This is a genomic window from Myxococcus faecalis (genome assembly GCF_050039385.1).
Lineage (GTDB): Bacteria > Myxococcota > Myxococcia > Myxococcales > Myxococcaceae > Myxococcus > Myxococcus fulvus.
Genome location: NZ_CP144336.1, coordinates 6,231,428 through 6,249,606, shown reverse-complemented (window position 1 = coordinate 6,249,606; position 18,179 = coordinate 6,231,428). Strand labels below are relative to the sequence as shown.

The window sequence follows — 18,179 nt, the reverse complement described above, 5'->3', positions numbered from 1 at the left end:
AGCCGGCCTGTGCGCGCGCAGCCGACCTGTCAGGGGGTGCCTAGCTTCACGCCGGGGAAGTGAGGCACCCGACACCTCTGGTCCGACACCCGTACAGTCCCAGCGTTGACTGCCCCACGTCCTCATCGGCGTTCGTGCGCTGTCGCACGGACGCGCGCCGCTCCGCGCACCACGGACCATGCGTTGGCCCAAGGTGCGTGCCCGCGGCCCGACAGTGCTGGATTCCCGACGTGAAAGGAGCAGTCCACATGAAGCGCACCCTTCCTGGCCTTGCCCTCGCAGTCTCCCTGTTCACCGGTGGCGCGGCGCTCGCGCAGAGCGGCGCGTCGGCGACGCCCGCCATGAAGCCCTCGACGACGCAGAAGGGCATGGCCGAGTACCGCGGCTTCATGGCCCCCACCGATGAGAAGGCCCTGCTGGAGCGGCTGCACTACGCCAACCAGCAGGAGATCCAGGCGGGCCAGCTCGCGCAGAAGAACTCCCAGAACGCCGAGGTGCGCTCCTTTGGCGAGATGATGGTCAAGGACCACACCGCCATGGACGAGAAGCTCATGGCCTATGCGAAGAGCAAGGGCCTGAAGCTCTCGGACATGCCCAAGGCCATGAACGACGTGGAGAAGAAGATGATGGCCCAGGACAAGGCCACGATGGAGGAGCTGACCGTCCTCCAGGGCGCGCCCTTCGACTCCTGTTACATGGCGGCCCAGGTGGGCGACCATGACGCCGTGCTCGGCAAGGTGCTCGCCGCGCGGCAGGGCATGCCCTCGGCCAGTCCCGAGCTGACGGCGATGTTCACCGAGCTCACCCAGAAGGTCCCCGCCCACCGCGAGCAGGCCTGGCAGATTCTGGGCAAGCTGGATGACGGCATGGCCGTGGGCGGCTCCGGCGCCTCGCCCGCTCCGGCTGGCAACAAGGACCACGCGGGCCACGGCGACATGGGGACGAAGAAGAACTAGTCCCGCACGCCGCTCCGAGGGCTATTCCAGGACGTCACTGGGTGCGGTAGGACACCACGACATGTCCATCCGAACCCTCGCAGTGACGACCCTGGTGGCGCTCGGAGCGGTGCTCACCGGCTGCTCCAGCAACGCCGACACCATCTGTGACCTCCGCAAGGAGTGCTTCCCGGGCAGCGACGACACGGGCAAGTGCGCGGACCGCATCAACGACTGGGTCGACGACCGCGACTCCGACGAGCGGCGCGAGCGCGTGGCCGAGTGTGCCGACTGCATCTCCGACCGGAGCTGTTCGGAGTACCTGGAGCACTGCATCGACGAGTGCTTCGTCGTCCCCTGAAGCACCCCTGACATGGAAGGGCCCCTCGCGCGATGTTCCGCGCGAAGGGCCCCTGGGACGGCTTCAGGCGTGAGCTAGTTGCGCGTCCACTGGTCCAGCCAGCCGAGCACCTCGTCGTGCCACTGCAGGCTGTTGGCGGGGCGCAGCACCCAGTGGTTCTCCTCCGGGAAGTAGAGCAGCTTGGAGGGGATGCCGCGGCGCTGGAGCGCGGTGAAGGTGCCCAGGCCCTGCGTCTCCACCACGCGGAAGTCCTGGCCGCCGTGAATCACCATCATCGGCGTCTTCCACTTGCCCACGTGCTCGATGGGGCTGTGCTTGCGGTAGCCCTCGGGGTTCTCCCAGGGCGTGCCCTTGTGCTCCCACTCCGGGAACCACAGCTCCTCGGTGTCGAAGTAGCCCATGCGCTCATCCAGGATGCCGTCGTGGTTGACCAGGCACTTGAAGCCGTCCGCCCAGTTGCCGGCAATCCAGTTGATCATGTACCCGCCGTAGCTGGCGCCCAGCGCGCACTTCTTCTCCTTGGAGATGAACGGGTAGCGCTGCAGCGCGGCGGCCAGGCCCTTCTGCAAATCCTCGAGCGGCTTGCCGCCCCAGTCGTCGCGGATGGCGTCGGTGAAGGCCTGCCCGTAGCCGGTGGAGCCGTGGAAGTCGACCATGACCGCCACGTAGCCGCGGCCCGCGTACACCTGCGGGTTCCATCGGTAGTGGAAGTGGTTGCCGAACGAGCCCTGCGGTCCGCCGTGGATGAGGAAGGCCAGCGGGTACTGGCGCTTCGGGTCGAAGTCGACCGGCTTCACCACGTAGGCGCGCACCGTCTCGTTGTTCCAGCCCGGGAACTCGAACTGCTCGAAGCCGCCGAAGCGCACGCGCGCGAGCGTGTCCTGGTTCACCTGGGTGAGCTGCTTGGTACCCGTGCCGTCCTGGTTCATGACGAACAGGTCCGCGGGCGAGTCCAGGTCATCGTGCACGTAGACCAGGCGGTTGCCGGCGGCCGGCTGCGGCGAGTCGTCCGTGCCGTCCTTCGTAATCTGCCGCACCTTGCCCGAGGCCACGTCGAGCGCGAACAGGGGCTGCTGGCCGATGTGGCCCGCGGTGGCGAACAGCGTCTTGCTGTCGGGGCTCCAGGCGAGGCCGCCGGCGGAGCGGTCCCAGTCCTCGGCGAGCACGCGCTCCTGGCCGCCGGGCCACGCGCGCACGATGACGCGGTAGCGGTCCGCCTCGTAGCCGGGGCGGGACATGGCCAGGTACGCGAGCGACTTGCCGTCCGGGCTGAAGACGGGGCTGGTGTCGGTGGCGCGGTTCTTCTCGGTGAGCTTGCGGGGCCTGGCCTTCCCGTCGATGGGGGAGACGAAGAGGTCCAAATCCGTGGACCAGGACTCGGTGCGGCCCACGTCGCGCGCGGTGAAGACGACGCTCTTGCCGTCGGGCGTGAAGGTGTACTCCTCCGGTCCGCCGAAGGGCTTGGTGGGGCCGTCCGCGTCCATGCCCTTCATCAGGTCCACGGGCGTGCCGCCGGCCACGGGGACGACGAAGATGTGCGAGCGGCGGCCGTCCTTCCACGTGTCCCAGTGACGCGCGAAGAGCTTGTCGTAGGTGCGGCCGGTGGCCTTGCGCTTGGAGCGCTCCGCCTCACGCTGGGTGTTGCAGTCGAGACCAGCGCAGTCGGGGAACACCTCCATGGACACGGCCAGCCGCGCGCCGTCCGGGGACAGGCGGAAGGTGCCGACGTCCAGGGGGAGCTTCGTCACCTGGGTGGGCTCGCCGCCGTCGATGGGCAGGCGCCACACCTGGGAGGAGCCGCCGCGCGAGGACAGGAAGAAGAGGCTCTTGCCGTCCGGGGCCCAGGTGGGGTCCGAGTCCGCGTCCGGGTGCGAGGTGAGCTGGCGCGGGGCGCTCCCGTCGACGCCGACGAGCCACAAGTCCGTGCGGCCGCGGTTGGCCTCCAGATCCGTGGAGCGCAGGACGTAGGCGACCTGGGTCCCGTCGGGAGAGACGCGCGGGTTGCTCAGCCGGCGCATCGAAATCATGTCGTGGTGGTTGAACGGCTGGGTCTTGGCCGGCGCCGGGGTGGCGGCGAGGGCCAGGGCCGCGACAAGCGACAGCGGCAAGGTGTCCTCCTGGGGTGGGCCCGCGCGCGTCCATCCAGGCGAGCGCTCGGGCGGGGTTTTCGGGGGTGGACCGTGCCCGCTCCTCCGGGCGCTGTCCACCTTGGGGCGTCGGAACATGCGAGGGGCGCCCGTATGCCCGGCGCGTCATGGAAAGTGGGGTCGGGACTTCCCGGGAGCGGAAGCCATGACGTGACGCGCCAGTCCGGTTAGTGAGAGGGGCATGAGCCCACCCGTCAGCGTGCGTGTCTGGTCCGACTTCGTGTGTCCCTGGTGCTACGTCGGTCTCCAGGAGGTCAAGAAGCTCCAGCAGGAGTTCGACATCCAGGTGGACTGGCAGCCCTTCTTCCTGCGCCCGGAGACGCCGCCGGAGGGGCTGCCCCTGCCCGCGCACATCCGCGAGAAGATGAAGGACCCGAACAACCCCCTCAAGGTCCGCGCGGCGCAGGCGGGGCTGAAGATGGTGGACCGGGACGTGATTCCGTCCACGCGGCGGGCGCACCAGGCCACGGAGTACGCGAGGACGCAGGGCAAGCTGGAGCCGTACCACGCGGCCATCCTGCGCCGGTACTGGAGCGAGGGTCAGGACCTCTGGCAGTGGGAGACGCTCCGGGGCGCGGCCGAGGAGGTGGGGCTGGACGCGGACGCGCTCCAGCGCGCGGTGGAGGGCGGCGAGTTCGCGAAGGTGGTGGAGGACGCGGTGCGCGCGGCGCAGGAGATGGGCGTCAGCGCGGTGCCCACGTTCGTGCTGGGTGAGCGCTTCGGCATCCAGGGCGCGCAGGACTACGCCGTGTTCAAGCAGGCGATGGAGCGGCTGGGCGCGAAGCCTCGCACGACGACGTGAGGTGGGCGCGGGGCGACTCGCGCTCGCTACATGCCCTGGAGCAGCACGAGCATGCGCGGGAGCGAGTCGGGTCCCGCGCCACCGGAGAGCCCCTGCGCGAGGTCGTGCAGCTCCGGTGATTGTTCCAGGTGCTTCGCGCTGAGCTGGAAGCACTCCACGGCCGCGGCGTCGAGGCGCGCACGGGCATCGCTCGGTGTGGGGTCTTCACACAGCGCGACGACCTCGGGATGTCCGAACAGCGCCCAGCGCAGCATCGCGGCGCGCAGGGTCAGCTTGAAGACGGAGTCCATCACCGAGGGGCTGTCGGTGAACGGGTTGCGCAGCCAGTGGTTCACCGCGTGGTGACGGAAGTACTGCTCGATGCGCTCGCCGAGCACGGGCTCCAGTCGGGCGCGTCGCTCGGAGTACTGGGCCCAGACGTCGTCCGGCGCGGCGCTCGGACCACCGTAGGACGCCTGGATGGCGCGGGCCCACGCCTGGAACCGCGCGCCCCGGACGCCGTCGATGCGCGCGCGCAGCACCGCGCCGCAGATGCCGGCCCACGGGCCGCCGGGCAGTCGCACCGAGGACACCATCGCGTGCAGCGCGTCCAGCGTCGACGGTGCCTCGAAGTCAGAGAGCGTCGAGAGGAGCAGTGCTTCGTCTCGAAACGCCTCCGTCCCCCGGAAGTAGAAGGCCCCGAGCCGCCGGGCCAGCTCCCCCAGCATGAACAGCCGCGAGGCATACGGGTACTCGCGTCGCTCCAGGATGCGCAGCGCCACCTCGCGCACCCGCGCCGCATGCCACGTCCACGCGTCGCCCGCGTCCTCTCCGCCCAGCGCTCGCGCCAGCTCGGGCCGCGCCGCGAGCGACGCGTCCACCGGTACCGGCTCCAGCGCATCCTCCGCGAGCAGGCACAGCCGCACCACCTCCGGACAACCGAACGAGCCCGTCACCTCCAGCCGCCCTGCCCTGCGCGTGGCCACACGCGGGAACACCGCGCACGCATCCGGCAACACCGCCTCGCCGTACGCGCGATGCAACGAGCACAGCTTCCGGGCATCGAGGAACGAGCACAGCCCGTCCTCGCGCTTCGCGATGTACGCGGCCTCCGCGCCCACGCCACTGCCCGGGTCGGGCAGCACGAGCGCCGCGACCCGCGCCGCGTCCGGTCCTCCCGCCACCGCGTCGCGCAGCACCTTCCACCGCGCGTCGCTCACCGGCACCACGAGCCCCGCGCAGCACGTGTCCTCACACGTGTCCGCGAGGCACTGGAAGCGCGTCAGATACCGGGGAGCCGTGGCGGACATGGACCTTTCGAGCTCAGGCGTCGTCCGAGCCGCCCCGCAGCCCCACCACCACCGCGTCACCCGACACAGGCGGCGCGGTCACGGAGAAGGCCTCGCGGTCCAGCGTCGCGAACAGCCGCACCACACACGCATCACAGATGGCGGCGCTCCCCATGCCCGCCTGCAGCCGCCCCGCCTGATGCGCCAGGGCGCCGCAGAACGAGCAGCGCCGCCGGGCCGGCGTGGGCTGATTCGAGACGTACGGTCCTTTCATCTCCCCATTCCTCACAGGCTACTTCCGGCCCAGCGCCTTCTTCACGAAGCCCCAGAATCCGCCCGCGCGCTCCTTCAGGTCCGCGCCACGACGCTCCTCGGCGGCCTTCACCGACTCCTTGCTCACCTGCAGCTGCTTCTGCAGCTCCTCGGGCGAGTAGCGCGTGGCCAGCGTGGCCTTCACTTCCTTGCGCGTGGAGTACTCGCGCGCCTCGACGTGCAGCACGCACTCCGAATCGAGCTTGATGGTGACGGCCACGCGCACCGAGCCCTTCGGCCCTCGGGGCAGGCCCTCGATGCGCACGGTGCCCAGGTACTCGTTGGCGGAGATGTGATTGTCCTCGCCCTGGAAGATGGACAGCTCGAGGACCTCCTCGTTGTCCTTCGACGTGCTCAGCGCGAACGAGCGCTGCGCGGGCAGCGGGCTGTTGCGCTCGATGACGCGCTTGAAGGCGCCACCGGGCATCGCGATGCCCACCGTCATGGGCAGCACGTCGATGAGCACCACGCTGCTCACCTTGTCCACCGAGCCCGAGTACAGCGCCGCGCCCAGCGCCACGGCCTCGTCCGCGTTGACGCTCGCCTGCGGCCCCTTGCCGAACAGGCCCTTGAGCTTGTCGCGCACCAGCGGCATGCGGCTCATGCCGCCCACGAGGATGATGTCGTCCACCTCGGCCGCCTTCAGCTTCGCGTCCAGGAGCACGTCGCGCACCACGTCCACGGTGCGGCTGAGCAGCGGGTCGCAGATCTTCTCCAGCTCCTGCCGCGTCATCACCACGCGCAAATCCCGAGGGCGCCCCGAGTCGTCCATCATCAACATCGGGATGTGGACCTCGAAGCTGGCGCGCTCGGAGAGGGCCATCTTCGCGCGCTCGGCGGCGTCGCTCACGCGGGACAGCGCGATGCCGTCGCCGTTGAACGCCAGGCCCTCCTTCTCCTGGAAGCGCTTGAGCAGGAAGTCGACGATGAGGTTGTCGAAGTCGATACCGCCCAGGAAGATGTCGCCGCCGGTGCCGAGCACCTCGAAGACGTTCTTCTCGATCTTGAGGATGGTGGCGTCGAAGGTACCGCCGCCCAGGTCGTAGACGAGGACGCGCTTGTTGAGCTCGCGGTTGAGGCCGTAGGCGAGCGCCGCGGAGGTGGGCTCGTTGAGGATGCGCTCCACCTTGAGGCCCGCGAGGATGCCGGACTTGCGCACGGCCTCACGCTGCGGCTCGGAGTAGTACGCGGGCACCGTCACCACCGCGCGCTCCACCTTCTGGTTGAGGTGGGCCTCCGCCATCTCCTTGCACTCGCGGAGGATGATGGCCTGCACCTCCTCGAGCGAGAGCACGCTGTCCATCAGCCGCACGGCGGCGCGGCCCGCCGCGTCCGGGACGATGTCGTAGTGGAAGCGCTCGCGGACCTGGTTCACCACGGCGCTGTCGTAGGGCCGGCCCACCAGTCGCTTCGCGCCGTAGATGGTGTGCTGGGGGCGCAGCACCAGCTGGTTCTTCGCGCGGTGGCTGACGAGCAGCTTGTTCTGCGCGTTGAGCGAGATGACCGACGGAATCGTGTTGTAGCCCTCGCGCGAGCGCAGCACGACCGGGCGGCCGTTGGACAGGAGCGCCACGCACGAGTTGGTGGTGCCCAGGTCGATGCCGATGACGGGGCCCGTGCCGGCGATCTGCGGAGGCGGCGGGAGGAAGACCGTCCTGGGCAGACCCCGCTCGTCGAGCGCGGGCGCGACGGGCGCGGCCTTGGGGGCGGCCGGCGTCAGCACCGTGGGAGTCCCCACCGGCTCGGGAGCCCTGGGGGCCTCGCGGCGCACGTTGGGCAGTGACGGAGCCGCGGGCGCGGGAGGCGGCGGCTGGAACGCGGCCGGAGGCGGGGGCGGCGGCGGCCGGGCCTGGGCCACGGGCGCGCGGGGAGCGGCCACGCCCGGAGGCGCGCTGCCGCCCATGCCCGACAGGTCCAGGTCGAACTCGACGCCGCCCGCCGGGCGAGCCGAGGAGGGAGGCGGCGGCGGTGAGGTGCGCGTCGGAGGCGGCGCGGCGGGAGGCAGCTCCTCCACCGCGTCACTGAAGTCCAGGTCGAACTCCAGGCTGCCACCACTGCGAGGCTTCGCGGCGGCGGCGGGAGGAGGCGGCGGCGCGACGGGGCGCGGGGGCGGCGCGGCCGGGGCCTCCTCCACCGCGTCGCTCAGGTCCAGGTCGAACTCGAGCGCACCTCCGGCGGGCTTCGCCGCGGCGGGAGGCGGAGCGCTGGGACGAGGAGGCGGAGGCGGAGAGACCGGGGCCTCTTCCACCGCATCGCTCAGGTCCAGGTCGAACTCGAACGCGCCCCCCGCGGGCTTCGCTGCGGCGGCGGGACGCGCCGGAGGCGGCGCGCTGGCACGAGGAGGCGGCGGCGCGACGGGGGCCTCCTCCATCGCGTCGCTCAGGTCCATGTCGAACTCGAACGCACCTCCCGCGGGCTTCGCGGCGGCGGGCGGAGGCGGCGCACTGGGGCGCGGAGGCGGCGGCGCGGGCGTCTCCTCCATCGCATCACTGAAATCGAGGTCGAACTCGAACGCGCCACCCGCGGGCTTCGCGGCGGCGGGCGGAGGCGGCGCACTGGGGCGCGGAGGCGGCGGCGCGGGCGTCTCCTCCACCACGTCACTGAAGTCGAACTCGAACGCGCCACCCGCGGGCTTCGCGGCGGCGGTGGGACGCGCGGGCGTCTCTTCCACCGCGTCACCAAAGTCCAGGTCGAACTCGGTTGCGCCCCCCTTGGGCTTCGCGGCGGAAGGCGCCGGAGCCCCGGTGGCCTCGGACATGTCGAGGTCGAACTCCATCGGGCCGCTGGGGCTCGCCGCCGAGGACGACTCGTCCTCCACGGAGAGGCCGACCTCGATGGGCGCCTCATCGAGCATCTCGCCCTGCGCGAGCGGCGCCTCGTCGAGCGACAGCTCGAACCCGGGCAGCGGCTCGTCCATCAGCGGCGCGGCGGGCGGGGGCGGCGTGCTCGCGATGAGCTCCTCGAGCGGGATGTCCACGTCATCAGCGGGCGCGGCGGGCGGCGGGGAGAAGTCGAAGGGCTCGTCGAGCCCCGGAGACGCCGGCGCGTCCAGGTCATCGAACAGCGAGTCCAGCGCGGGCCCACGAGGCGCCGCGGCGGGCTTCGCCACGGGCGCGGGTGCGGGCCGGGCCTGCACGGGCGCGACAGCCGGCGCGATGGAGGGGGCCAGCGGCGCGACGGACGGGGCGATGGCGGGCAGCGGCGAGACGGCGGCCGCGGGGGCCTCCGGCTTGCGCTGCAGGAGCATCATGTCCACCAGCGCGCGGCTGGCCGGGTCCAGCTCGTGGAACTGGAGCCCCATGCCGGGAGGTCCCGCGGGGTCTCCCACTTCACGGACCCAGCGCACGTCGGCGGTGCCGCGCAGCACGCGCACGCCGCCGGCGATCTGCACCTCGAACTTGACGGGTGTCCCCACGGGCTGCGGGGTGCGCGAGCGGATGAACATCCCGCCCGGGCTCAGGTTGGTGGCGAACTCCTCCGCGAAGCTCCCCACGCTTTCATGCTTGAGCTTCACCAACAGACCGACTGCCTTCCGGTCCGTGGTGCGCCTGCCTTGATCCATAACGCACCACCATCGCGGTACACCGCCCCCTTCTCAAGAGGGTTTTGGGGCCTCGGTTGGTTGGCAGGCCGAGGAACCAGGACAGGTGGGCCTGCGGCCTACCTGCACCTTCCTGTAATGTCGTGCGCCGCGAGGAGGCGTCCATGAGCACCATCCCTCTCACCGTCGCGGTGGCGCCGCGCACCGGCTGGCTGGTCGACCGACGCCACGACTTGATTTCCACGGTGGGCGGCGCCTGCGCGAGCCTCATCCTTGTCGGACTTCATGCCGGGGCGGGGGTGAGCAGCCTGGCTTTGTGGTGGGCGTGGGTGTTGGTGCTGGATGGGCCGCACCTGTTCGCGACGGTGTCGCGCACGTACCTGGACGCGCGCGAGTGGAAGACGCGCAGGCGGCTGCTGCTGGGGAGCCTGGGCTGGTTCGCGCTGGGGCCGGTGTGCTTCGGGGTGTCGTTGCTCGTCGGCAGCAAGCTGCCGTTCGTGTTGTTCCTCACCTTCGCCGCGCTGTGGGCGTACTGGCACGTGGTGCGGCAGCACTACGGGCTGATGCGGTTGTACCAGCGCAAGTCGGGGGAGACGTCGCGAGTGGACCAGCGGCTGGACAGCGTGACGCTCTACGTGGGGCTCGTCGCGCCGTTCGTGGCGTTCGCGGTGACGCATCCGGGGGCGCGCAAGCAATTGGGGCTGACGGGCACGCCGAGCTGGGAGCCGGTGGTCGCCGCGGCGTGCTTCACGCTGGTGGCGGCGGTGGTGCTCTTGAGCGCGGGGCGTCAGGTGTGGCGCTGGCGGAAGGGGCAGCCGGTGAACGGGCCCAAGTTGTTGATGATGGGGGCCGCGGTGGGGCTGTCGGCGGTGGTGTTCTGGCCGTCGGTGTCCGCGCGGATGGACTTCATCATGTTCGCGGTGGCGGTGACGGCGTTCCACAACGTGCAGTACCACGGCATCGTCTGGTTCTATCACCGCAATCGCTATCACTCGGCGGGGGTGGACCCGGCGTCCTTCGGCTGGGCGCCGAAGGTGAGCCAGCGGTTCATCTTCTATGCGGTGTGCGGCATCGCCTTCACCCTGGTGTACCGGGGCCTGGGGTGTGGCTTCGGCGCGCATCCGGGCTGCGGCGTGTTCGACGCGAAGCTCGCGCTGGGCACGGGGCTGACGCTGCGGGACTTCATGGCCGGCTTCATCTGGGGCTTCGCCCTGCACCACTACTACCTGGACCAGCGCATCTGGCGGGTGAGCAAGGATGCGGGGCTGAACCAGGACCTGAAGCTGGACGGCGCCCTTTCCGCTGCCGCACGAAGTCCCCGGCCTCCGGTGCCGCCGGGTTGAAACCCTGTCGTGGCACCCTGGCTTCCGACCTCCCCACGGGCAGTCCCGACGCCCGGATCTACCCGACGCCCGGCGACCACACTCCCGCACCGGGAGACACATGTAATCCAGAAACCAAAGCAAACCAACTGATGGTGCGTTCCACGGAATGTCAGACGGCGGGAGCAGGATGCGCCCCGGCTCACGCCTCACCCACCTGGAATCCCATCGACAATGCAGACACTTCCTCAGTCCCCCCGACTGGCGAGCGTGTTGCTCGCCGCCCTCGTCGTCACGCTGTTCGCCTGCGGCCGCGAAGATGACGCCGGCCTCGCTCCGGTGAAGGACCCGTGGCAGTCCCCCGGGATGGAGCTGGAGCCCGGCTGTGGAGAGGCCGACGCCGGCCCCGCCACCGACGCCGGCCCCTCCGAGCCCGACGCCGGACCTCCTGAACCCGACGCCGGCTCCGCCCTCTGTGGCGACGCCATCAAGCACCCCTCCGAGGAGTGCGACGACGGCAACTACAACCTGGGCGATGGCTGCACGCCCCTGTGCAAGCGCGAGCCCCGCTGCCTCAACGGCAGCTGTGAGGCCCGCTGCGGCGACGGCCGGCTCGAGCCCAACTCCTCCGAGGCCTGTGACGACGGCAACACCGTGGCCCACGACGGGTGCTCGCCGACGTGCCAGCTCGAGCCGGGCTTCCTCTGCCAGGTCCTCGAGGCGCCGCCCCCTTCCGCGCTGGAGCTTCCCATCGTCTACCGTGACTTCCGCGGCTACGACCTGCCCGCCACGGGCGGCCTGCCGCGCGGCCACATCGACTTCCAGAACAAGAACGGCAGTGAGCGGGGCATCGTGGCCTCCACCCTGGGCCCCGACAACAAGCCCGTCTACGCGAAGGTCGGGGTGAGCTCGCTGACGACGCATGGCCAGTACGCGTTCGACCAGTGGTTCCGTGACGTGCCCAACGTCAACCTGCCGCTCGTCGGCAACCTGCAGCTCACGCGGACGCCTGACAACGAGTACCTCTACGACAACGCGTTCTTCTTCCCGCTCGACAACGCGGGGTGGGTCGCGGCGGGCCAGGAGCCCCTGCGCAACGACTACGGCGCCCCCGCGCGGCCGCGCAACTTCAGCTTCACCAGCGAGACGCGCCACTGGTTCCAGTACAACGGCACCGAGGTCATCCGCTTCCGGGGAGATGACGACGTCTGGGTGTTCGTCAACGGCCGGCTCGCGCTGGACCTGGGCGGCATCCATGGCCCCGAGACGGGCAGCGTCAGCCTGGCCGCGCTCGCCACCCCGCTGGGCCTCACGCCAGGCGGCGTCTACCAGCTCGCCGTGTTCCAGGCGGAGCGTCACACCACCGGCTCCTCCTACCGGCTGGGCCTCCAGAACTTCCACTACCCCCGCCAGTACACCGCGTGCATCCCCCACCCCCAGCTCCTGTGCGGCAACGGCACGGTGGACCCGGGCGAGCAGTGCGACGACGGCGTCAACGACGGCGGCTATGGCCAGTGCGCCGCGGGCTGCATCTTCGGGCCTCGCTGCGGGGACGGCGTCGTGCAGCTCTCCTCGGGGGAGCAGTGCGACGACGGCAACCTGAACAGCCAGGACGGCTGCAGCGCGTACTGCCAGCTCGAGCTGTTCTGAGTCCCGACGCCGCCGCTTCCGAGGCACTCATTCCTCGGAAGCGGTGGCGTGAAGTGCCTCAGCGCACCCAGGACACGTTGGTGACGGTGAACTTCGAGCCGTCCGTCTTCTCGACGTTCGTGTAGGGCAGGTACACGCGCGACGAGAAGGTGTTCGCGGCGGTGTCGATTTCGATGAGCCGCGTCGGGTTCGAGGACCCGTCGTGGTAGGTGGTCAGCATCTGATGGATGGTGTTGCCCTGCGTGCCCGTCACCGCGCGGTAGGCGTGCGTGCCCACGTGCCCGGAGAAGATGAACCGCACGTTGGGGTACAGCTTGAGCGCGTTGTCGAACACGTACTGGGGGCTGTTGTTGCCGTAGCCGCCGTTGCCCTGCTCGATGCCGCCGCCGCTGTTCTGGTGGGAGTGCGTCAGCACGATGACGTTGTGGTTCGGGTGCTGCGCGAGCACGTTCCGGGCCCACGTCACCGCGTCCGTGCGCGCCCACAGCTCCAGGCTGAGCACCAGCCAGTTCAGCCCGCCCGCCGAGAAGGTGTGGAAGGAGTTGTCGCTCTTGCCCGCCTCGAACACGCCGCCCAGCCGGGTGAAGCGCGTCGGCGGGAAGTACGTGTTGAACGTGGTGGTGTTGCGCAGGTTGGCGTTCACGTTGCCGGGGCAGGCGCTGCCGCCCGGACAGGTGGCCGCGGTGTCGTGGTTGCCGATGGCGATGGCGTAGGGAATCCCCGCCGCGTCCAGCTTCTGGAAGGCGTTGCCCGCGCGGACGTACTGGATGTGGTCCGGCGTGTCCCAGTTGGCCATGTCGCCCGTGTGGCCCACGAAGCGGATGTCCAGCGCGGCCTTGTTGTCCGCGAGCCACTGCATGCGGTGGTCGATGAGCGTGGAGCTGGAGACGACCTCGTTCTGGGTGTCCGGGACGATGACCAGCGTGAACTTCGTGTCCACCGGCTGCGGCGTCGCGGGGGCCACGTGGAAGCGGATGCCCTGGTCCACCCAGCCCGCCGCGCTGAGCGCCGCGCGCTCCTGGGCGGTGATGGCGAAGCGGTGCTTCCTCAGCGTGTCGTTCGCGTAGCGGTAGACGGGCACCAGGCACGGCGAGGCCGTCGCCGACGCGAAGAAGCCCACGCCCTCGTCGGTGGTGAAGCCGCCCTGCGTCACCAGCTGCTGCTTCTCCGCCGCGTCGATGGTCCAGAAGTGCTCGGTCCGACTCGGGCTGTAGATGCGATACACGGGCGACAGCCCCGTCCCCGTGATTCCCGAGGCCCGGAACGCCACGCCCCGGTCCTCCGTGTAGCCGTACGTCGTTCCCGCGTTCGTCGCCTCATTGGCGTTCAGCGTGTAGAGGCTGTCGCCATTGCTCGGCCGGATGCGGTGATACACGGGCGAACCCAGCGCGGCGCAGTCGAGCGCCGCCTCGCTGGACGCTGTCCCGGCGGGCTCCACGGGCGCGCCACCACCACACGCCCACAGCCCCGCCACCAGCGCCAAGGACCCCGCGACTCTCCATGAACCCATGATGTCTCCTCTCGAAGGAACACGACTCGCTGCTCCTCGAAAGCCTCTTCGACCCGATTGACCCAGGCAATGACTTGATTCCTGGTCAATCAAAACATCGATGTCAAACAGGCCAAAACCGGACACGAGACATAGATGCAACACGGTTGCATAAACAATCCTCGCATGACATAACGCCCGCACCTCGAAGGCGAGTGAGCGCTCCGCCCTTCGCACCTCCCCGGGAACAGTCATGCATCCAAGACCCCTCCATCTGGCATTCCTGGCCGTCACGGCCGTCCTCATGGTGAGCTGCGGCTCCTCGGACGAGCCCGGGCCCGACGAGACCACTGAGTGCGGCGGCCACGGCCACCTGCACGGCGACCACTGTCACTGCGACGAGGGCTATGTCGCGGACGGCCTCACGTGTGTCGTCGCCGAGGAGCCCGTCATCGAGTGCGGAGGCCACGGCCATCTGCACGGCGACCACTGCCACTGCGACGAAGGCTACACCGAGCAGAACGGCACCTGCGTCGTCGCGCCCGAGCCGGGGCCGGACTGTGGCGAGCACGGCCACGCGCACGGTGACCACTGCCACTGTGACGAAGGGTACGTCGAGCAGGACGGCACGTGTGTCGCCGCCCCCGTGACGGGCCCCGACTGCGGCGAGCACGGCCACGCGCACGGTGACCACTGCCACTGCGACGAAGGCTACGAGGAGAAGGAAGGCACCTGCGTGCCCCAGACGGAGCCGGTCCTCGACTGCGGCGAGCACGGCCACAGCCACGGTGACCACTGCCACTGTGACGCGGGCTACGTGGAGGAGAACGGCACCTGCGTCCCGGAGACGGAGCCGGAGCCCGGCTGCGGCGAGCACGGCCACAGCCACGGTGACCACTGCCACTGTGACGCGGGCTACGTGGAGGAGAACGGCACCTGTGTCCCCGAGCAGCCGAACCCCGCGCTGCCCACGTACACCATCGTCCCCATCATGTACCCCTCGGGCAGCGGCAGCTTCGCGCTGGAGCTGAACGACGCGGGGCAGGTGGTGGGCAACGTGCGCTCGACGGTCATCACCGGCACGCCGCCGCCGCTCATCGCCTACCGCTGGAGCGAGGAGAGCATCACCGAGCTGGGCATCCTCCCGGGCAGCAACAACTTCAGCCGTGCCTACGGCCTCAACGCGAGCGGCGTGGTGGTGGGCGAGAGCGACAACAACACCCCCCGCGCCTTCCGCTGGGAGAACGGCGTGATGACAGACCTGGGCACGCTCGGCGGCGCGTCCGCGGTGGCGACCGGCATCAACGACAGCGGCGTCATCGTCGGCGGCTCGTCCAACGGCACCACCAGTCGCGCGTTCCGCTGGGTGGACGGGACGATGACGGAGCTGGGCTCGCTGGATGGCCAGGGCAACACGCTGGCCCGCGCGTGGGACATCAACAACGCGGGTGACGTGGTGGGGTACTCGAAGAACGCGCAGGGCGTCACGCGCGCCACGCTCTGGACGGCGCAGGGCCAGCTCGTCAACGTCGGCGCGCTGGACGTGAGCCTCGCGAGCCAGGCCTACGCGGTGAACGAGTCGCGGCAGGTGGTGGGCTCCGCCGTCATCGGCGCGACATCGGGCGGCTCGCCCATCTACAACGCCTTCACCTGGAGCGACGGCACCGTCCGGAGCCTGGGCACGCTGGCGAGCCAGCCCACCGCCATCCACAGCGAGGCGAAGGCCATCAACGCGTCGGGCTGGATTGTCGGCTACGTGGGCCAGTACCACGGCAACGCGTCGCTGGGCACCGCCGCCGCCGTGCTCTGGGTCGACGAGCGCATCCACGACCTCAACACGCTGATTCCCGCGGACAGCGGCTGGACGCTCCTGTCCGCCGAGGGCATCAACACCCGCGGCGACATCGTCGGCTTCGGCCGCTTCAACGGCACCAGCACCGCCTTCAAGCTCGTGCGACAGTAGCCCCGACACAACACCGCGCCCCGTCCGGCGACACACGCCGGGCGGGGCGCATGCGCGTCAGAGCTCCTCGGCCACCGGGGCGATGCGCGCGAGCACACCCGGCCAGCCGGGCTTCATCCCCTCGAAGGCGCGCCGTCCCATCGGCGAGTCCAGGTCGAAGCCCTCGTGCGTCAGCTCCAGCCGCGTCCCCGTCCCCTCCGACACCAGCGTCCATGTAATGGTGGTGTTCAGCGCGAACTGGATGCGGAACAGCCGCTCGGGCTCCACGGCGAGCACCTCGCAGCGCTGCTTGCCCCACTGTCCCATGTCCATCTCGAAGCGGTGGCCCACCTCGGCGCGGATGTCTCCCGGGGCCCACCAGCGCGCCACGAGCACGGGCTCGGTGAGCGCGCGCCACACCTTCGCCGGTGGCTGCGAATAGACCTGGCTGACCCGAATCACTCCGGCTTCCTTCATGAAGCGTCCTCCTCGTCGAGAAGCTGTTCCAGGTCGCCGAGCCGCTGCTTCCAGTAGCGCTCGAACGTCTCCAGCCAGCCGCCGACCTCGGACAGCGGACGCGGGTCCAGGTGGTAGTAGCGCTCGCGCCCCCGAGGCTCCTCACGCACGAGGCTCGCCTTGCGCAAGACCTGAAGGTGCTCCGAGACCGCCGGCCGCCCCACGTCGAAGTGACTCGCCAGGTCTCCCACCTTGCGAGGCCCCTTGCGCAGCTGCACCAGAATCTCGCGCCTCACCGGATTGGCGAGCGCGGAGAAGACGTCGACCTTCTGCATGCGTGAAGAAATACGTCGGAAACTTCCGACGCGTCAACTTCTTCCGACGCATCGCCTCGAAGGCCCGACGTGCGTCGGCTCAGGTCACCAGGGCGCGATTCGCCACAGGAGCGCCTCCTGGTTCCACGTCTCCCCTTCACCCTCGCGCAGCCAGCCCGAGGCGACCAGCCCCTGTCCCGGCATCGCCGCGAGCCCCGTCACCGCGAGCCTGCACTGGCCGCTCGGACACTCGCGCGCCCGCAGCACGCGCCGCGCCTGGTCCGAGCCGTCCATGGGATAGCGCGTGAGCACGTCCCCACAGGCCACGGAGACGGCGCCCGTCTCGTCCACGGCCGCGGCCACGCCCTCCTGGGCCTGCTCGCCGCACTCGGGCTGCTTCAGCCAGCGCACCTCGCCCTCCGCGCCCACGGCGAGCACGAACGGCCCCTGCGTGCCCAGCGACGTGCCGCCCCACACGAGCAGCCCCGCGAAGTCGCCCGCCACGGAGACGCCGCCCTGCGGCCCCACCGCCACCGCCGTCACCCGGCCCTTGGCCCCTGGCAGCTCGCGCCCCCACACCAGCTTCCCCGCCTCATCGAACTCCAGCACCACGAAGCCGCGACGGCCCTTCGCGCCGAAGGACTCGCCATCCACCTCCAGCGTGTCCTCGAGCTGCCCGGCGAGCACCACGCGCCCCGACGGCGCCAGCGCCACCGCGTGCAGCGCCGTCTCCTCGCCCGTCCCGGTGAAGCGCCGCGTCCAGCGCACCGAGCCGTCCGCCGCGTAGTGCGTCAGCACCGGGTCCTTCAGCGCCCCCACCCACTCCTCGCCCGCCACCACCACGCCGCCGTCCGCGTCCGCCACCACCGACTGGGCCTTCTGCCCCACGCGCTGCTGCCACGTCGGCTCGCCGTCCTCGGAGAAGCGCACCAGGAAGCCGTCCTGCGCCGGGCCCAGCCCGAAGTTCGCCGGGTACAGGAACGCGTTGCCCGTGAGGAACACCGCGCCGTCCGGCCCCGGTGACGCCGCCACGCGCAAATCCGACAGGCGCTCGCGGGGGAACTCCCGCGTCCAGCGCGGCGTCCCATCCGCCGCGTACCGTCCCAGCACCACCCCCAGCCGCTCCCCGGCCACCGGCTCGCGGTCCGCGTCCTGCCGGGGCGTCTGCGACACCACCAGCACCACGTCCCCGTCGCGCCCCACGGCGACGCCGGTCCCCGAGTCGTCCTGGGGCCCGCCCACCCGGGCCTCCCAGGGCACCTGCGCACCCTCGCCCTCGGAGGGCGGCCGGGTGCCCGACTTCGGCGGCGTGCCCGAGCCCGGGTTGGCGCCATCGTCCATGCCCGGCGCGGCCTCCTCCCCGGGGGGCTCCGGGTTGCCCGGCTCCGAGCCACACGCCAGCCCCACGCCCCACAGGAGGGCCAGCGGCGCGAGCCACCTCCAGCCCTGGAACCAACGCCCCGCTCGCTCTGACCGCATGCGTGCTCCCCGAGCCGCCGCCGTCCTTCGCGAGCCGGCTCTCCGGAGACGGTAAGCAGCGTGTCCGGGACGTGGCATTCCCCCTGCCCCTCGGGGGGAGACACCCGCCCGGGGGGCGTGCAGGCGACTGGGGGGCTCGGGGGCTTGTCCCCGAGTGTGTG

Annotated in this window: 14 protein-coding genes; 6 read left to right on the top strand and 8 right to left on the bottom strand. The window is 70.6% G+C overall.

Going from position 1 to position 18,179, the window contains the following annotated elements:
* Positions 1-248: 248 nt before the first annotated feature.
* Both VZQ01_RS25125 and VZQ01_RS25120 read left to right on the top strand, forming a co-directional pair.
* Positions 249-956 (top strand): DUF4142 domain-containing protein, encoded by a 708-nt coding sequence (locus tag VZQ01_RS25125; protein WP_267699299.1) that lies wholly within the window; start codon positions 249-251, stop codon positions 954-956.
* A gap of 61 nt (positions 957-1,017) precedes the next feature.
* The gene (locus tag VZQ01_RS25120) at positions 1,018-1,296 is read left to right on the top strand and encodes a hypothetical protein (protein WP_141332695.1); all 279 of its coding nucleotides are present in this window, start codon (positions 1,018-1,020) and stop codon (positions 1,294-1,296) included.
* A 74-nt stretch (positions 1,297-1,370) separates the two neighbouring features.
* Here VZQ01_RS25120 and VZQ01_RS25115 read toward each other — a convergent pair whose 3' ends face one another.
* On the bottom strand, positions 1,371-3,404 hold the full coding sequence (locus tag VZQ01_RS25115; RefSeq protein WP_267699298.1) for an alpha/beta hydrolase family protein: 2,034 nt from the start codon (positions 3,402-3,404) through the stop codon (positions 1,371-1,373).
* Positions 3,405-3,624: 220 nt separating this feature from the next.
* Here VZQ01_RS25115 and VZQ01_RS25110 point away from each other — a divergent pair, with 220 nt between their 5' ends.
* Positions 3,625-4,245 carry a DsbA family oxidoreductase gene (locus tag VZQ01_RS25110; protein WP_426744884.1) on the top strand — a complete coding sequence of 207 codons (621 nt, stop codon included), beginning with the start codon at positions 3,625-3,627 and terminating at the stop codon, positions 4,243-4,245.
* A 26-nt stretch (positions 4,246-4,271) separates the two neighbouring features.
* Here the strand turns inward: VZQ01_RS25110 and fliB are convergent, their stop codons facing one another.
* Genes fliB through VZQ01_RS25095 form a run of 3 tightly spaced genes read right to left on the bottom strand, consistent with a single transcriptional unit; the run spans position 4,272 to position 9,387 of the window.
* Entirely contained in the window at positions 4,272-5,534 is a 1,263-nt protein-coding gene (fliB, locus tag VZQ01_RS25105; protein WP_223746927.1) for a flagellin lysine-N-methylase, read from the bottom strand.
* A gap of 13 nt (positions 5,535-5,547) precedes the next feature.
* Positions 5,548-5,787: a ClpX C4-type zinc finger protein gene (locus tag VZQ01_RS25100; protein ID WP_426744883.1), complete on the bottom strand. Its 240-nt coding sequence runs from the start codon at positions 5,785-5,787 to the stop codon at positions 5,548-5,550.
* An 18-nt stretch (positions 5,788-5,805) separates the two neighbouring features.
* Positions 5,806-9,387, bottom strand: a complete 3,582-nt coding sequence (locus tag VZQ01_RS25095) for a TIGR02266 family protein (protein WP_426744882.1) — start codon at positions 9,385-9,387, stop codon at positions 5,806-5,808.
* A 143-nt stretch (positions 9,388-9,530) separates the two neighbouring features.
* Here VZQ01_RS25095 and VZQ01_RS25090 point away from each other — a divergent pair, with 143 nt between their 5' ends.
* The gene (locus tag VZQ01_RS25090) at positions 9,531-10,709 is read left to right on the top strand and encodes a hypothetical protein (RefSeq protein WP_426744881.1); all 1,179 of its coding nucleotides are present in this window, start codon (positions 9,531-9,533) and stop codon (positions 10,707-10,709) included.
* 213 nt (positions 10,710-10,922) lie between these two features.
* Positions 10,923-12,338 (top strand): fibro-slime domain-containing protein, encoded by a 1,416-nt coding sequence (locus VZQ01_RS25085; RefSeq protein WP_426744880.1) that lies wholly within the window; start codon positions 10,923-10,925, stop codon positions 12,336-12,338.
* Positions 12,339-12,396: 58 nt separating this feature from the next.
* On the opposite strand, the gene VZQ01_RS25080 is transcribed toward VZQ01_RS25085, so the two are convergent.
* Complete coding sequence (locus tag VZQ01_RS25080; protein ID WP_426744879.1) at positions 12,397-13,848, bottom strand: metallophosphoesterase; 1,452 nt, start codon at positions 13,846-13,848, stop codon at positions 12,397-12,399.
* Positions 13,849-14,080: 232 nt separating this feature from the next.
* Here VZQ01_RS25080 and VZQ01_RS25075 point away from each other — a divergent pair, with 232 nt between their 5' ends.
* Positions 14,081-15,790 carry a DUF3466 family protein gene (locus VZQ01_RS25075; protein WP_426744878.1) on the top strand — a complete coding sequence of 570 codons (1,710 nt, stop codon included), beginning with the start codon at positions 14,081-14,083 and terminating at the stop codon, positions 15,788-15,790.
* A 57-nt stretch (positions 15,791-15,847) separates the two neighbouring features.
* Here VZQ01_RS25075 and VZQ01_RS25070 read toward each other — a convergent pair whose 3' ends face one another.
* From VZQ01_RS25070 to VZQ01_RS25060, 3 genes are all read right to left on the bottom strand, one after another.
* Positions 15,848-16,246 carry an SRPBCC family protein gene (locus VZQ01_RS25070; protein WP_426744877.1) on the bottom strand — a complete coding sequence of 133 codons (399 nt, stop codon included), beginning with the start codon at positions 16,244-16,246 and terminating at the stop codon, positions 15,848-15,850.
* Positions 16,243-16,560 carry an ArsR/SmtB family transcription factor gene (locus tag VZQ01_RS25065; protein ID WP_223750777.1) on the bottom strand — a complete coding sequence of 106 codons (318 nt, stop codon included), beginning with the start codon at positions 16,558-16,560 and terminating at the stop codon, positions 16,243-16,245. The genes VZQ01_RS25070 and VZQ01_RS25065 overlap by 4 nt, the downstream gene beginning before the upstream one ends.
* A gap of 84 nt (positions 16,561-16,644) precedes the next feature.
* On the bottom strand, positions 16,645-18,018 hold the full coding sequence (locus VZQ01_RS25060; RefSeq protein ID WP_426744876.1) for a hypothetical protein: 1,374 nt from the start codon (positions 18,016-18,018) through the stop codon (positions 16,645-16,647).
* Positions 18,019-18,179 lie beyond the last annotated feature (161 nt).

Coding starts and splice junctions, on each gene's coding strand:
- VZQ01_RS25085 (WP_426744880.1), top strand. CDS start 10,923: ATGCAGACACTTCCTCAGTCCCCCCGACTGGCGAGCGTGTTGCTCGCC.
- VZQ01_RS25060 (WP_426744876.1), bottom strand. CDS start 18,018: ATGCGGTCAGAGCGAGCGGGGCGTTGGTTCCAGGGCTGGAGGTGGCTC.
- VZQ01_RS25095 (WP_426744882.1), bottom strand. CDS start 9,387: ATGGATCAAGGCAGGCGCACCACGGACCGGAAGGCAGTCGGTCTGTTG.
- VZQ01_RS25065 (WP_223750777.1), bottom strand. CDS start 16,560: ATGCAGAAGGTCGACGTCTTCTCCGCGCTCGCCAATCCGGTGAGGCGC.
- VZQ01_RS25110 (WP_426744884.1), top strand. CDS start 3,625: ATGAGCCCACCCGTCAGCGTGCGTGTCTGGTCCGACTTCGTGTGTCCC.
- VZQ01_RS25100 (WP_426744883.1), bottom strand. CDS start 5,787: ATGAAAGGACCGTACGTCTCGAATCAGCCCACGCCGGCCCGGCGGCGC.
- fliB (WP_223746927.1), bottom strand. CDS start 5,534: ATGTCCGCCACGGCTCCCCGGTATCTGACGCGCTTCCAGTGCCTCGCG.
- VZQ01_RS25090 (WP_426744881.1), top strand. CDS start 9,531: ATGAGCACCATCCCTCTCACCGTCGCGGTGGCGCCGCGCACCGGCTGG.
- VZQ01_RS25080 (WP_426744879.1), bottom strand. CDS start 13,848: ATGGGTTCATGGAGAGTCGCGGGGTCCTTGGCGCTGGTGGCGGGGCTG.
- VZQ01_RS25125 (WP_267699299.1), top strand. CDS start 249: ATGAAGCGCACCCTTCCTGGCCTTGCCCTCGCAGTCTCCCTGTTCACC.
- VZQ01_RS25120 (WP_141332695.1), top strand. CDS start 1,018: ATGTCCATCCGAACCCTCGCAGTGACGACCCTGGTGGCGCTCGGAGCG.
- VZQ01_RS25075 (WP_426744878.1), top strand. CDS start 14,081: ATGCATCCAAGACCCCTCCATCTGGCATTCCTGGCCGTCACGGCCGTC.
- VZQ01_RS25070 (WP_426744877.1), bottom strand. CDS start 16,246: ATGAAGGAAGCCGGAGTGATTCGGGTCAGCCAGGTCTATTCGCAGCCA.